Source organism: Dolichospermum flos-aquae CCAP 1403/13F (genome assembly GCF_012516395.1).
Taxonomy (GTDB): Bacteria; Cyanobacteriota; Cyanobacteriia; order Cyanobacteriales; family Nostocaceae; genus Dolichospermum; species Dolichospermum lemmermannii.
Genome location: NZ_CP051206.1, coordinates 657,829 through 672,135, shown reverse-complemented (window position 1 = coordinate 672,135; position 14,307 = coordinate 657,829). Strand labels below are relative to the sequence as shown.

Here is a 14,307-nt window from a genome sequence, read left to right as displayed (position 1 = left end):
AAAACGAAGCGGCTTGTACAGTCTTTATTTTAGATAACTAGGAAGTTATCATACTCTTGGCTGGGAACTGAGTAAAGTTTAAGTCAACAAAAGTTAAAGCTTCTCAATCAAAAGATAGGGAAGCAGGGTAGGAAGTAGGGAGCAGCGGGCAGGGGGAGATATGAGAGAATTGCTGTATTATTCTTTTGCCTCTTGCCTTTTGCCTTTTGCCTGTTCCCCGTTCCCTATTATTTTACTATGACAACCGTTCTAGCCATTGAAACCAGTTGTGATGAAACTGCTGTTGCAATTATTAAGAATCGTGAAGTGTGTAGCAGTATTGTTGCTTCACAAATTTCTATTCATCAACAATATGGTGGGGTAGTACCAGAGGTGTCCTCACGTCAGCATTTAGAAACCCTGAATTATGAAATAGAGCAAGCAATGGAGTCTAGTCATCTAGATTGGAGTCAGATTGATGGGATAGCTGCCACCTGTGCGCCTGGACTAGTAGGAGCGTTGCTGGTAGGATTAACGGCTGCCAAAACCCTGGCAATTGTCCATGATTTGCCTTTTTTGGGAGTGCATCACCTGGAAGGTCATATTTACGCGACTTACTTGAGCGAGCCAAGTTTAAATCCTCCCTTTCTTAGCTTACTTGTTTCCGGCGGTCATACAAGCTTGATTTATGTGAAAGATTATGGTATATACGAAACCCTGGGAGAAACCCGTGATGATGCGGCGGGTGAGGCTTTTGACAAGGTGGCGCGGTTGTTAAAACTGGGTTATCCCGGTGGACCAATAATTGACAAACTGGCACAAACTGGCAATCCCCAAGCCTTTGCATTACCGGAGGGCAAAATTTCTTTACCAGGTGGGGGTTATCATCCCTACGATTGTAGTTTTAGCGGATTAAAGACAGCGGTATTACGTTTAGTGCAGCAGTTGCAGAAAGAGGGCAAAGAAGTACCAATTGCCGATGTAGTGGCTAGTTTCCAGGATACTATAGCGCGATCGCTGACCAAAAGAGCGATCGCTTGCGCTCGGAACTATGGATTAGATACCATTACTGTAGGTGGTGGTGTAGCAGCTAATAGTGGGCTGAGAAAGCATTTACAAGCAGCAGCCAGTAAACATAACTTGCGGGTTCTATTCCCCCCCTTAAAATTTTGCACTGACAACGCCGCCATGATTGGCTGTGCAGCCGTTGAACACCTATCACGTGGCAGAACTTCCCCACTCACATTAGGAGTCCATTCCCGGCTCTCACTGAACCAAGTCATGCAGTTATACGAAAATTAATTCAGGAGTATGGCTAACGCCACGCTTCGCTATCAGGAGTATGGCTAACGCCACGCTTCGCTATCAGGAGTATGGCTAACGCCACGCTTCGCTATCAGGAATTCAGGAGGAAGAAAGAAGAAAGAAGAAAGAAGAAAGAAGAAGGAAGAAAGACAGTTACCAATGACAACTGACAACTAACAACTGTACGGGCGAAGCATTTGGAGAACTATTTTTGGCAATGACCGATAATTTATCTTCCAAATGCTTCGCCCCTACTGACAACCATTGGTGACAATTGACCGAATATGTTCAGCTACGGCTTCTGGTTGCTCTAACATAGCTAGATGTCCACAATCAGGAATTTCAATCACATTATCGCCAACGGATTGGAAAAGCCAATGAAAACTTGCTAAATGGCGGATATATTTGGGTTCCATCACCTTATCGTCAGCGCCAGCTAAAAAATAGACTGGCTGCTTTAATTTTGAGACTAATTGGGGTAAACAGTTAATTTCTGCTTCCGTAGTCGAGTCAAAAAGAGTTCCTAAAGCAGCTTCTGGATCAGCAACAATAAAATCAATCAGTCGTTGACGCGCCCAATATCGGTCTAAAGGATGTAATACACTAGCTTTAGTAAACAACAAATCAATCAAAGGCATTTGTGAAAGCCAACGAGGACGGACTTGTAAAAATTTTTGCCCAGCCGCACGAAATTGCTCAAACGCTTCTTTAAGATAAATCCCACCGCCTGCATTAATACAAATTACACCTTGAACACAATCAGGTAATTGAGTCGCTGTCCATAGAGCAATAGTGCCACCCAAAGAATGACCAATTAGCCAAGCACTAGAAATATTCAGGTGTTGGAGAAGCACAGCCAAATCCCGAGCATAAGCAGATGGAGAGTACATAGAATCCAAAGACAAACTAACCATACTAGAGTCTGTAGCAGTCAGTTCTATATCTGATGTCACCTGGGACTGTGATTCACCAAACCCTCGCAAATCGTAAGATAAACACTGTAAATCTATTGATAGACGAGAAATCACAGGTTGCCAATATACGCTACTATTTAGCCAACTGTGGATAAATACTAAAGTATGGGGGCATGATGTGGGAGCCGTTAGCTCATAAGTATGTGGAACGCCTAAGATTTCTATTGTTGCCATAATTAAATATCGTCCCCTCAATAGTGGGTGCGACTCAATACAGGTTTTTGGTAGTGCGGGCATCTTGCCCGCGTGAGCGAGACGCTCACACTACAGTCCATCATTTTTATCTTGACAAACTACTAGTGCGTCCGCGCCAAAGGAGTAAATTGGCATTGACTACCAGTAGGTTTTCTTGCCACATAGCGTACATCACTTTATAGAATAATCCCGGTTGATTATCAGCTTCAATGACTAAAGCGGGAAAGATACTTGAATTTCGGAAAATTTTTGCCTTTGGGTGAGTTTTATGGAGTAGTGTGAAAACAAAATGCTAGAGTTGAGAGTGATTGGGAAGAAACACCTGATAACTAGCTGTGAGTATTACAAATCGCTAAAACACCTAGAATATTTCTAGTGGATTGGCAAGCAATGATCACAGTGATGTTAAATGTGAATCAACACTTTTAAAAAGTGGAAACCAATTTTAGTCATACTACCCGAACTGCATTGGCATGGGTTTTTGGAAAACTTGGTTTAGCACTCCTGAATCTTTAGCGGCAAATAAAAACACTGCTGTTAATGAGCATACAGCGGAAGTTGATGGTAATTCTAGTGTAGGTAAGGATCAAATCGTTTTCAGTACGGAAAGAGATATTGACCTTTATGAACTTGAAGAACTCTGTGATGCAGTTGGCTGGTCACGTCGCCCCCTGAGAAAAGTAAAAAAAGCGATTGAGCATAGTTTTCTCGTGGCCTCTATGTGGCAAGTACGAGGAAATAAAAAGCGTTTGATTGGTTTTGCCCGTGCTACCTCAGATCATGCTTTTAATGCCACTATTTGGGATGTAGTCGTCCATCCTGATTTTCAAAGTAGAGGTCTAGGTAAGGCATTAATGAAATATGTCCTCAAAAAACTTAGGAATGAGGAAATTAGTAATGTCACTCTTTTTGCTGACCCTCATGTTGTAGATTTCTATAAGACGATGGGCTTTATGTCAGATCCTGAAGGTATAAAAGGAATGTTTTGGTATCCTCAGTGATAAACGTGGCTGGGGTTTGGGGATTAGGGAACTAAGTATATTTCCCTAAATCTGATTTTTCTGGATTATTGGGTTTGCATTTATTCTTTTTTGTGATATGATAGTCGAGGTGAACCAAAAAAACATTATTTAGTTAGTGTCAGATTTGGTTTTGATGGCTTTACGGGATGTAGCGCAGCTTGGTAGCGCGCCTGCTTTGGGAGCAGGATGCCGCAGGTTCGAATCCTGTCATCCCGATTTGTAAGTGGTTATATTGGTAATTACGATAATACAGCGGCACGGCGTTTTTTAATTGATATCTCCACTGTCTAAACTGTGATTTTTAGGATTTTGATGATTTTTAGGATTTTTATTTGATGGACTATCATATCTTTCCTACATCATAATTCAGGTAATATCCAAAAATCCTTACATCCCAAAAAATCAAACTTTACACAAAATCCTGTCAATCCTTTAATCGGTTCCTGATTCAGACAATGTATTTCGCGCAAAGTCGCAAAGGAGCAAAGACGCAAAGAAGAGAAGGAAGAGATTTTCTTTTTCAGCCATTATAGGGGTTTAGCAAAAAATCAAATCCTGTAAATCCTTACATCCTGGATATTATCTCGACTTCGCTCGATAACCACCTGATTCTGACAATTATGATTATAGGAAATGTTGGGTTTCCTTGCGTCAACCCAACCTACTAGCTAACGCACTGTGATTTATGTTGTGTAAGTGCGTAACGTTATAGGTTAAAATATGGGTGTTTATATGCCTGAAATTTAAGTATTACGATAAACACACCAATATCTATGAATAACAGACCTGGAATTGGAATTATTCTCAAAAAACCCGTTGCGCTGGGACAAAGAGAGATTAATGTGAATTGGCGGGATTTTGGGGTGGGAATAATCAAGGTTGGGGCAAATGCGGTTACTGGTAATATTGGTAATTTGCCTGAAAATATTGTTGATATTGGTGCGGCTATTGGAGTAGCACAAGAACCGGGAGAAATTGCTTGGTTGTTAATCTCTTCGGCTTTAACACAGGCAATGGTGAATCTCATAGGAGATAATCAAGATTTACTACAGGAAGCAAGTCAGGGGAAAGAAGTAAAAGAGGATAAACTGCGGGAAATTTTGGAACAGCTTTTCAATCAGTGTTTAGAAAAACTAGAAACTGAAGAAATTACTATTTATCAAGATTTTTTTGAATGTCCCCAAAATTTTATTGTTATTCAAGAAATTAAAACTCCTTTTGCTAAGTGCCTACAAGACGAATTTAATCTAAATTCAGCATCAGCAGAAATAATTAGTCATCGCTTGCCTACTGAATTTTTGTATGCTGTATATTCAGAGCAGGGTTAGCGCATCTCAAACCCTATTGACAAGGGGATTTATTTGATATGTGGGAGGATGTTCAAGTGACACAACTCAAGGTAAGTTAATATATAACCCATCTAGCCGCTGTATCTAAGTAATGTCAACAGGATTTAAGAAGAAGTGCAAAACCAGAACATCTGTTAATTTTAGGGCAAACAAAGGTCAGTTGTAAATCAAATGAAATCACCGCAATTCCAGCACTATTAGAGACTCTGGACTTATCTGGCTGTATTATCACTATTGATGCAATGGGTACACAAAAATCAATTGCCGAACAAATCATAGCTGGAAATGCTGATTATATTTTAAGCCTAAAAGATAATCATCCCACCCTACATCAACAAGTGAAAAATTGGTTTAAAACAGCACAATCTCTAAACTTTAAGGGTGTTGATGTTAGTATTAGTCAACGGGTGGAAAAAGGACATCACCGCATCGAAAATCGGACAGTTTATACTGTTCCAATTTCACAATTACCAGCACTTTATGAACAAAACCAATGGGCAGGATTAACAACAGTAGTCATGGTAGTTCGTAAGGTTCAGCATTGGAATAAAACTACCCATGAAATTCAATTTTATATTACTAGTCTTGATAGTGATGCTAACAAAATTGGTAGTGCAATTCGACAGCATTGGGGGATTGAAAACTCTGTTCATTGGACATTGGATGTCACTTTCCATGAAGATGAATGTCGAATTCGTTCCATGCACAGTCCACAAAACTTTGCCTTACTACGTCGTATTGCCCTCAATGCCTTAGACAGAGAACCAACTTTTCGTCGCAGTATTCGACAAAAATCACGACGAGCTGCCATGAATGATCAATACATGGTTTCTGTGTTAGCAGCATCCATAGCAAACTATTCTCCTCTACTGTAATTCTTCTGTCAATAGCGTTTGAGATGCGCTAACCCTGGAATCTTCAAGAGGCAAATCTTCAAGGGGCGTATCTTGAATGGGCGAATCTTCGAGGGGCAAATCTTATAGGGGCAAATCTTATAGGGGCGTATCTTCAAGATGCGTATATTGAAGAGGAGAATCTTCAAGGGGCGTATTTTGAAGAGGAGAATCTTCGAGGGGCTTATCTTTAAGGGGCGAATATTATTGTAATGATTGAGATTCTTTTTCGAGTAAATTTTGTAATTGTTGGATTAGTAAAGGAATATCATTATTAATTCCTTGCCATATCAATTTGAGCCTAACCTGAAAATATTCATGGGTAACAACATTTCGCATATCACCCATTAATCGCCAAGGAATTTCCGGGTAACGTTTCTTTATGTCTTCAGGAATATGTTTAGAGGCTTCACCAATAATCATGTAGTCGTAAAGTACGGCTTTGACGATAACTTTATTTTCGCAAAATGTTTCAAAGGTCAGTCCTGCTGCACAGTCCCTAATTGTACAGGTGGAGTCAAGAATATCCTGAATACGAACCAGCCAATTTCTAGAAGACATAGACAATATCCTCTAGAATTGGTTGGCGCAAATGTTCGCGTAAAGCATCTTTTGTTCCCATATCTACCGGACATTTTAATAAATCTTGAATATAGAGTTTAGCTTCAATAAACTGAAATAAACTCATTGATTCCGATAATTCTGCTAATAAATCCACATCACTATCAGAACGAGCTTCATTACGAGCAACAGAACCAAATAATTCCAGGGATTTTACTCCTAAATTTTGTAATTCTTGTTGATGTGTTCTGAGAATTTGTAATACTTCTTCACGGTTCATAATTTATTCATCCTCATTAATTTGAGCATTGAGTTTATTATCAGTCATTGTTAATTGATTTAACTCCCATTTGTGTAATTAAGGTGGTAAGAGAAACTTGTCTAATTTGAGCTAATTGAGTTAAATATTCCATGCGTTGAGCTTGATATTTTTCTACTTGTTCAGTTAATTCTAAAAGTTGTTCATATTCTGATTCCGTTAAGGTTTCTTGATGGCGTTTTTCTATCAATATTTGATATTGATGTTGTAATTCTAGAGGCAAATCTTGATTGATTTTGAGTAATAATTCAGATTCCTGTTTTGATAAATTAGGCGCAATTTTTTGAGCTTTAAATTGCAGAAATGTCTCGATAAATTGATATAATTCAGGTTGACTTAATTGCTGAATAGCTTGAAGTAAATCTAATGGTGAGACTTTGATTTTAATAGTATTCATGATGTTTTAATACTACAGATTGTACTTTTCGATATATTGATTATAGCGACTGTAAATCGCCAAATAATGTTTGATTGTTTATTGTTTCCAAAAATCACAATCTAACATAGAATCTATGTCAGAAGAATATGGACATACATCGGGAAATATAACTTGTGGATAATCTTTACGAACTCCTTTAATTGCTAGTCTCCAAGCTGTATTAAAAGATTCATCCCAGATATTCTTCAAACTTGGAGAATCTTCAAGTTCTAATTCTAATTGTCGTCGTTGTTCATTAATTGTTATTTCCCAACCCCGATAATTATCTGGTGAATTAACGTACAATCTTTTGAGTAAATGTTCTAGCAGAACCAAAAGTCGGCTTTTAAGTTCTTTTTTTTCTGATCTTCCCAAAGTCTCAATTTCCTCAATTAAATTTTCTAAATCTAGGTGGTCAAAATCTTTGGACTTGAGTTTATTAACTATATCTGTTGTCCACAGTAAAAAGTCACGCTCGTAAAGAGAAACTTCCATAATATTCCTCATCTATTTTTTGTTAGTTCTTTGAATGTTATTTTACCTTTATCCTAACAAATCTAACAAATCTAACAAATAATAACTTACATTTGCCAAACCGCTATGATTTTCACCTGAAAGAACCATTGTTCCATCATTTTTATGCACGTTCCCACAACTATCCAGATAACCAACTTTGACATCATAGGAATCATAAATATTCATGTCTGTTCCTAAACGACCTTTGTATGTGTTAAAAGTAGAATAAAAATTGCCAGTGTAAATTTTTCTTTCTTCACAATGACCCCGAAGTTGACCATTTACATAGAAGTTTTTACGATCATCATCAAACCAATAACTATCACATCATTAATTATACTTCTCAATCATGATTTGGTGGGCATTGCCCACCCTACAAAATACTTTGCCACTATTTTTCTAAATCCTTTATTTCCTTGGGAACTCCCGCTGTTAAAACCTCATTTCCATCTGCGGTAACTAAGACATCATCTTCAATACGAATCCCAATTCCTACCCAACGGGGGTCAATTTCCGGTTGGTCTTCGGCGGGTTTGGTATCCGGTACAATATAAAGTCCTGGTTCTATGGTTAACACTTGTCCAGGTTGTAAGGTTTGGGGGTTTTCTCCATCTTGATACATTCCGACATCATGGACATCTAAGCCTAACCAATGACTGGTGCGGTGCATATAAAAGAGTTTATATTTTTCCTCTGCGATTAATTTATCAATTTCTCCTTTGAGTAAACCCAGTTCGACTAATCCTTCTGTTAATATCCGCACGGCTGCATTATGAGGTGCATGGAAGGAATTACCCGGCTTTACTTCTGCTATTGCTTGTTTTTGTGCTGCTAATACTATTTCATATAATGCTTTTTGTTCTGATGTGAATTTACCACTAACGGGAAATGTGCGGGTAATATCAGAGTTGTAATAACTATAAGCGCAACCAGCATCAATCAAGAGTAAATCATTTGCTTGCATTTGACAGTTGTTTTCGATGTAATGCAGTACGCAAGCATTTGTACCTGATGCGACAATGGAAGGATAAGCTGGTCCCATTCCCCCCCGCAACCGGAAAATATGTTCTATTTCGGCTTGGATTTCATATTCATAACGTCCTGGTGCGGTGGTTTGCAAAGCATAATTATGAGCTTCTACGGCAATTTCTACGGCTTGACGCATTAGATCTAATTCTGTTTTGCTTTTATATAACCGCATGGTGTTGAGGACAGTACCAGGGTCGGTGATGGATGTGGGGCCTGTACCACGTTTGGGATAGGTTCGGAGTAAGTTTTGATAATGTTGGAGAATTTTGTCGTTGAAATTGCGATCGCGTCCTAAATGATAATAGATACAATTGGCTTTTTCTAAATATTGGGGTAACTTTTCATCTAACTCCGCAATGGGGTAAGCTACATCTGCACCATAAAATTCCTTAGCTGCGTCTATTCCACAACGATAACCACTCCAAACTTCCTTTTCTCGGTCTTTGGGTTGGACAAATAAGATAAACCGATGTTCTGGATGATGTGGTGCTAATACTGCGACCGCTTGGGCTTCGTTAAAGCCAGTTAAGTAAAAGAAATCACTATCTTGACGATAAATATACTCGACATCGTTGTGCATTACTGCGGTCGGCGCACTTCTAAAAATCGCTGTACCACTGCCTATTTTCGCCATTAACTGCTCACGACGTTGCCGATATTCTGTTTGCATAGTTGATTTATTGATAGTGTTATTTTTGGCTTTAACAATTATAGACTACGTAGGATGTTGTCAGGAAAATTGCTAATTTTAGTTATTTTAACCAATTTTTAATTTCCTTGACAATCCATGAGGACTTTTAGGGATGAGATTGTCAACAAAACAGGATTTCATTTTTAAATGATGACATTGATAAACAGAATATAAAATATTTTTTGATTGTTTAGATATTACTTTAAAAATTAAAAGTTAGTGTTGATGAACATTATGAAAATGTCTATAAATAATGACATTCAATCAAAATAATTAACCAAATGTTTGTTATTTACAGAATCTTCATATAAATCAAATTAAAAATAGATGTTAATAACTCATAAAAACAAGTCATGCCTGATCAATTATCTTTAGATACAAGAAATTACGGTTTACAAGCTCAAAATAAAATCGAGCAAGCATCACCTCTTGAAGATTTAAATACTTCATCTTTTAGCGTTAGAAGTTCTTCTGTTTCTGCATTAGCCGATCCATTAGTTCCAACAAATCCATTACCTACATTGCCAATTGGAGGCAGTGCTAACCCCAATCCTAATCCTTATTTAACCAGCGCAGCCCTTGTTCCTGATTTTAATGGTGATGGTAAAACAGATAAACTTTGGGTAAATGCTCAAACTGGTGAAATTTTAGTTCGCTTGATGAACGGAACACAAGTTTTAGAACAAGCTTCTTTGGGTAAATATGACTTAAATACCTGGGACTATAAAACTGCTGATTTTAATAGCGATAATAAGACTGATTTCTTATTACGCAATAAAGCAACTGGTGAAAATGTAATTGTGCTAATGAATGGTGCAAAAGTCTCTAGTTTCCTAGCTTTAGATCGAGTTGATCCAGGTTTTACTGCTAGTATTGGCGATTTCAATGGCGATCGCAAAACTGACATTTTCTGGAATAATGCCACTACTGGTGAAAATGCTATTTGGCAAATGGATGGCACAAAAGTAGTTAGTGCAAATGTCCTAGAAACTACAACTCCAGGATTGACTGCAACCATTGTTGATTTTGATGGTAATGGTAAGAGTGACATCTTCTGGCGCAATCCTACCACAGGTGCAAATACCGCTTGGTTTATGGATGGCAGCCAAGCCACCAAGTATGATCTTCAATCTCAAGATGCTTCTTGGACTTCTACTCTTGGTGATTTTAACGGCGACTTCAAAACTGATGTTTTATGGCGCAATACCGCTACAGGCGAGAATAAGATTTGGACAATGAATGGCGTTTTTGTGACTGAAGGTGTTGTTAGCACATTGGGTACAGATTGGACTGCAAGAATTGGCGATTTCAATGGCGACGGTAAAACTGATATCTTCTGGCACAATGCGGCTAGTGGGGCAAATACTGCTTGGCTGATGGATGGTACAACGGTAAGTTCTGAAGCTTTCTTACCTAGCAATACTCCTGGTTTGACAGCATCTTTAGGTGATTTCAATGGTGATGGTAAGACTGATATTTACTGGAGAGATCAACAAACATCCGCTGATAAAATTTGGACTATGAATGGAACTTTAGCGACTGAAACTCCTGTTTCTGATGCAGATAAGCTGACTCCAGAATGGTATACAGGTTGATTTGGTAATTGGTAATTGGTAATTGGTCTATTATCAATTGACTAAGACTTTCTGAATTTATATTCAGCGATCGCTTTCCTAGAAATCAAAGATAGCGATCGCTTTTTAGTAGCGGGTTAGAATTGATATCAAAACTTATAAGTCAAAACCTGAATTTCCGTATTTTCCGGCAAAATCTTAGAATTAATCGCTACAGAATCATTATTACTCCGGCGAACATTAATACCCTGCATCAAAGTCAGAAAATCATCTACTGGGGTAATATCACACTCTTTAGCATCAGCGGCTTGAGTGCGGTAATGGGTGGGAATGACTAACTTAGGATTTAATACTGCAATAGCGTCCTTTGCTTCTTCGGGATTATAAGCTTTAGCACTGCCTCCTACGGGTATAAATAGCACGTCGGGGCGACCCATGAGGATTTTTTGTTCTAGAGTAATCGGTGCAGCAGAACCCCCTAAGTGCAGCAGATTAATTCCCCCTTGGTTCAATTTCCAAGCTATATTTTTCCCAAATCGTTTTCCACTGTTACGATCATGGTCTGTGGTAATTCCCTGAAACTTAACGCCGCGAAACTCATAAACACCGGGCTGATAAACTAATTTAGGATTTCCTGGTATTTTGTCTATTGCCCCTTCATCTAACAATTGACTACTAATTAATACCAAATCTGATGGAACATTTGGGGGACGATATTTAGCTGTACAGCCCAAATTACTAAAGGGATTGATGAGAATTTTGACATTACCATTGGTTAATAAAAAGCAAGTATGTCCTAACCACTGAATTGATACACCACTAGATTGAGCATTTACTGGAACTGGATCAACCAAATTAGTAACTACAGCCGTCACTAAACCCGCCCCAGCGTAGCCTATCAATTGTCGTCGTTTCATAAAATACTCGCTTTACAAAGTTCGCAGAAAATTTCTCAGTAATTCCTTACCCAAAGCAGTTAGGACACTCTCCGGATGAAATTGGACTCCTTGAATGTGAGGATAGTTCCGGTGTCTCACGCCCATAATTGTGCCATCTTCTACCCAAGCCGTAATTTCCAATACTTCTGGGCAAGTTTCGCGCTCAATAACTAAACTATGATATCTGGTAGCGGTTAAAGGATTTTCTAAACCTTGAAAAATTCCTATGCCTGTGTGCGATACCAAAGAGGTTTTTCCGTGCATCAATTCTGGGGCGGAAACAATTTTACCACCGAAAACCTGACCAATACTTTGATGTCCTAAGCACACGCCTAGAATTGGGAGTTTATCTCCTAATTGGGCGATCGCATTCAGGGAAACTCCCGCATCATCTGGACGACCAGGACCTGGTGAAATCACCACTGCATCGGGGTTTAATGTCCTAATCTCATCTATAGTAATCTTATCGTTTCGCACCACTTGCAGGTCATTAGCCACTGGGAAATCTACTGCTAATTCTCCCAAATATTGTACTAAGTTATACGTAAAGCTATCGTAATTATCAATGACTAATATCACAATTTTTACCTAATTTCATTTAAAAATATCAAAGATGTTCCCTGGAAACGTCTCTACTATTCACAATCTACCATTTAGAAAGTAGACAGAATTAATGTTGCTAAAGGAGGCAATATTAGTGTAGAGGCAACCAATAATGCGACTAAAGCTGAGACAAGTACAGCACCAGCAGCGCAGTCTTTAGCAACTTTTGCCAACTCATGATAAGACTGTTTTACCGTTAAATCTACAATTGACTCAATAGCAGTATTGACTAACTCTAAGGTTAAAACTAAACCGCTGGTAACAGCAACTATGGATACTTTCACTGTCTCTAACCGTAAAAATACACTTAAACCAATCGCTAAAGCGCAGACGGCTACATGAATCCGAAAATTCCGTTGAGTCTGAAAAGCGTAAGTAATTCCAGCCCAAGCATACTTAAAACTAACAAATAAATTAGAGGCAATTTGCCAGGAAAGTTCCCTATCTTTGGACACAAGCGTTGGTAAGCTATTATTGGTTGGTGATGACGAAACTTTTGGGGACATAGAGAGAAGAATGTGGGGGATGTGGGGGAGTGGGGGATGTGGGGGAGTTGGGGAAGATTAATATTTACGGTGTTTATTTATGGTTTTTATGATTCATTAACCAGCGTGATGGGTTATTGATCATAGTCACTAAACCAGATAAGACTTGATTATAATTACCATAAAGTTTACGTCCTGTTTCAATATCTAAATAATTACACTTAACTGTAAATTCTATCCATGTTTGAGTTTCAGCAGATTCAGCCTCACAATCATTTAATTTAGCAACAAAAGCAGCCTCATAATGACGTTTCCGCCAAGCTTCTGCCATATTCGCACAAACAGAACGAGAAGAACGACGAATTTGATCTGTTAGAGAATATCTTTCTTCAACAGGAAATTTTTTTGATAACTCAAAAATTTTCATTGCTGCTTCAAAAGCAATTTGATAAATTCCCAAATCTCTATGAAATTTAACCATTGATATTGAGTTTGATTCGTCTAAGTTACCAATCATCTTCTTTCTCACCTCCTTTACTCTTTTACTCTTTTACTCTTTTACTCTTCACTCCCTACTCCCTCTACCTCCCCTACTCCCTCTACCTTCCCTACTCCCTCTACCTCCCCCACCTAGATCAACTGTGAGGGCATTATAGGCTATTTTAAATATCTCAACTATAAAGTTATTACCAAAATTCGCAATTGTCACCATACATTTACGACTCTAAGTTAATAATAATACCTATTTTCTTCAGTAATACAACTTGTTCGGTTAACATTTCCATCAAACTCTCTTCGTCAGGATGATCCCAACCTAACAAGTGTAGTAAACCATGCGCCGTTAACCAAGCCAACTCTGTAGATAAGCTATGTTCCTGCTGTTCTGCCTGACGTTGTGCCGTGTCTATAGAGACAATTATATCACCTAAATACAAAGGCATAGAAACCAGCATTTCTTCGCTTTGTGGTAAATCGGCTTCTAGAGATGCAAAGGCTAAGACATCTGTGGGTTTATCCTGTTGACGATATTGGGAATTGAGAGTTTGAATTTCTGTATCGGTTGTCAACCGCAAACTGACTTCGTAACTAGGTGCAGTTGGTAAATAATCTTCAAGAATTTCTAACCATTGCTCAAACCAATTTTCCCAAGTTGCGGAAGGAATTGGGGAAGAGTCATAAAAACAATTTTCTAAATATAACTCTACCTGTAGAGACACGAGTTTTCCTCTCTTAGCGGGTAAGATATGCTAAACCCACGAGGACAGATAATAGTCCTACAGCAGTTAAGGCAAAGTGTTTGAGGGAAGTGCCGCCTTTTCTGACCATGTTTCGCATGGCGAGTTTGACGTAGCTAGGTTGGGGTTCTGAATCTGGGGTTTTGTCCATAATTAATTGATCATCAATTCTTTTATCACTGTAACCGATTGTGGAGGAATGGGAGTTACACTTCTTAATT

The 14,307-nt window shown here is 38.5% G+C and carries 18 protein-coding genes, 1 tRNA gene and 2 pseudogenes; 7 read left to right on the top strand and 14 right to left on the bottom strand.

Going from position 1 to position 14,307, the window contains the following annotated elements:
- Nucleotides 1–237: 237 nt before the first annotated feature.
- Nucleotides 238–1,281, top strand: coding sequence for a tRNA (adenosine(37)-N6)-threonylcarbamoyltransferase complex transferase subunit TsaD (tsaD, locus tag HGD76_RS03550; RefSeq protein ID WP_168694985.1), 1,044 nt, complete (start codon nt 238–240; stop codon nt 1,279–1,281).
- A gap of 44 nt (nt 1,282–1,325) precedes the next feature.
- Here the strand turns inward: tsaD and HGD76_RS25765 are convergent, their stop codons facing one another.
- Both HGD76_RS25765 and HGD76_RS03545 read right to left on the bottom strand, forming a co-directional pair.
- Nucleotides 1,326–1,457, bottom strand: a complete 132-nt coding sequence (locus HGD76_RS25765; RefSeq protein WP_267904319.1) for a hypothetical protein — start codon at nt 1,455–1,457, stop codon at nt 1,326–1,328.
- Nucleotides 1,458–1,535: 78 nt separating this feature from the next.
- Nucleotides 1,536–2,432, bottom strand: coding sequence for an alpha/beta fold hydrolase (locus tag HGD76_RS03545; protein ID WP_168694984.1), 897 nt, complete (start codon nt 2,430–2,432; stop codon nt 1,536–1,538).
- Between the two features lie 494 nt (nt 2,433–2,926).
- Between HGD76_RS03545 and HGD76_RS03540 the strand changes: the two genes are divergently transcribed.
- The 5 genes and pseudogenes from HGD76_RS03540 to HGD76_RS25760 form a co-directional block, all read left to right on the top strand.
- Nucleotides 2,927–3,454: a GNAT family N-acetyltransferase gene (locus HGD76_RS03540; RefSeq protein WP_148764667.1), complete on the top strand. Its 528-nt coding sequence runs from the start codon at nt 2,927–2,929 to the stop codon at nt 3,452–3,454.
- A 163-nt stretch (nt 3,455–3,617) separates the two neighbouring features.
- Nucleotides 3,618–3,691 (top strand) — tRNA-Pro (locus tag HGD76_RS03535).
- A 557-nt stretch (nt 3,692–4,248) separates the two neighbouring features.
- Entirely contained in the window at nt 4,249–4,803 is a 555-nt protein-coding gene (locus HGD76_RS03530; RefSeq protein ID WP_210967714.1) for a hypothetical protein, read from the top strand.
- Between the two features lie 155 nt (nt 4,804–4,958).
- A pseudogene (locus HGD76_RS03525) lies at nt 4,959–5,699 on the top strand (ISAs1 family transposase); the annotation flags it as partial.
- 50 nt (nt 5,700–5,749) lie between these two features.
- A pseudogene (locus tag HGD76_RS25760) lies at nt 5,750–5,911 on the top strand (pentapeptide repeat-containing protein); the annotation flags it as partial.
- 10 nt (nt 5,912–5,921) lie between these two features.
- Here the strand turns inward: HGD76_RS25760 and HGD76_RS03515 are convergent.
- From HGD76_RS03515 to HGD76_RS03490, 6 genes are all read right to left on the bottom strand, one after another.
- Nucleotides 5,922–6,278: a HepT-like ribonuclease domain-containing protein gene (locus HGD76_RS03515; RefSeq protein ID WP_168694983.1), complete on the bottom strand. Its 357-nt coding sequence runs from the start codon at nt 6,276–6,278 to the stop codon at nt 5,922–5,924.
- On the bottom strand, nt 6,268–6,558 hold the full coding sequence (locus HGD76_RS03510) for a nucleotidyltransferase family protein (protein ID WP_148764663.1): 291 nt from the start codon (nt 6,556–6,558) through the stop codon (nt 6,268–6,270). Before HGD76_RS03510 ends, HGD76_RS03515 begins: the two co-directional genes overlap by 11 nt.
- 40 nt (nt 6,559–6,598) lie before the next feature.
- On the bottom strand, nt 6,599–6,994 hold the full coding sequence (locus HGD76_RS03505) for an STAS/SEC14 domain-containing protein (protein WP_168694982.1): 396 nt from the start codon (nt 6,992–6,994) through the stop codon (nt 6,599–6,601).
- A 78-nt stretch (nt 6,995–7,072) separates the two neighbouring features.
- Nucleotides 7,073–7,510, bottom strand: coding sequence for a DUF29 domain-containing protein (locus HGD76_RS03500; RefSeq protein WP_210967713.1), 438 nt, complete (start codon nt 7,508–7,510; stop codon nt 7,073–7,075).
- 48 nt (nt 7,511–7,558) lie between these two features.
- On the bottom strand, nt 7,559–7,717 hold the full coding sequence (locus tag HGD76_RS03495) for a hypothetical protein (protein ID WP_168694980.1): 159 nt from the start codon (nt 7,715–7,717) through the stop codon (nt 7,559–7,561).
- A gap of 205 nt (nt 7,718–7,922) precedes the next feature.
- Complete coding sequence (locus tag HGD76_RS03490; protein WP_168694979.1) at nt 7,923–9,230, bottom strand: aminopeptidase P N-terminal domain-containing protein; 1,308 nt, start codon at nt 9,228–9,230, stop codon at nt 7,923–7,925.
- Nucleotides 9,231–9,604: 374 nt separating this feature from the next.
- On the opposite strand from HGD76_RS03490, the gene HGD76_RS03485 reads away from it, so the two are divergent.
- On the top strand, nt 9,605–10,846 hold the full coding sequence (locus tag HGD76_RS03485) for an FG-GAP repeat domain-containing protein (RefSeq protein ID WP_168694978.1): 1,242 nt from the start codon (nt 9,605–9,607) through the stop codon (nt 10,844–10,846).
- A gap of 128 nt (nt 10,847–10,974) precedes the next feature.
- On the opposite strand, the gene HGD76_RS03480 is transcribed toward HGD76_RS03485, so the two are convergent.
- From HGD76_RS03480 to HGD76_RS03455, 6 genes are all read right to left on the bottom strand, one after another.
- A complete protein-coding gene (locus tag HGD76_RS03480) occupies nt 10,975–11,742 on the bottom strand; it encodes an MBL fold metallo-hydrolase (protein WP_168694977.1) in 768 nt (255 codons plus the stop codon).
- A gap of 12 nt (nt 11,743–11,754) precedes the next feature.
- On the bottom strand, nt 11,755–12,342 hold the full coding sequence (locus tag HGD76_RS03475; protein ID WP_015079091.1) for an anthranilate synthase component II: 588 nt from the start codon (nt 12,340–12,342) through the stop codon (nt 11,755–11,757).
- A 74-nt stretch (nt 12,343–12,416) separates the two neighbouring features.
- Nucleotides 12,417–12,872 (bottom strand): diacylglycerol kinase family protein, encoded by a 456-nt coding sequence (locus tag HGD76_RS03470; protein ID WP_168694976.1) that lies wholly within the window; start codon nt 12,870–12,872, stop codon nt 12,417–12,419.
- Nucleotides 12,873–12,945: 73 nt separating this feature from the next.
- A complete protein-coding gene (locus HGD76_RS03465; RefSeq protein WP_210967712.1) occupies nt 12,946–13,368 on the bottom strand; it encodes a four helix bundle protein in 423 nt (140 codons plus the stop codon).
- Nucleotides 13,369–13,567: 199 nt separating this feature from the next.
- Nucleotides 13,568–14,068 carry an rRNA maturation RNase YbeY gene (ybeY, locus tag HGD76_RS03460; RefSeq protein WP_148764647.1) on the bottom strand — a complete coding sequence of 167 codons (501 nt, stop codon included), beginning with the start codon at nt 14,066–14,068 and terminating at the stop codon, nt 13,568–13,570.
- 13 nt (nt 14,069–14,081) lie between these two features.
- A complete protein-coding gene (locus HGD76_RS03455) occupies nt 14,082–14,237 on the bottom strand; it encodes a DUF3285 domain-containing protein (RefSeq protein WP_148764645.1) in 156 nt (51 codons plus the stop codon).
- Nucleotides 14,238–14,307 lie beyond the last annotated feature (70 nt).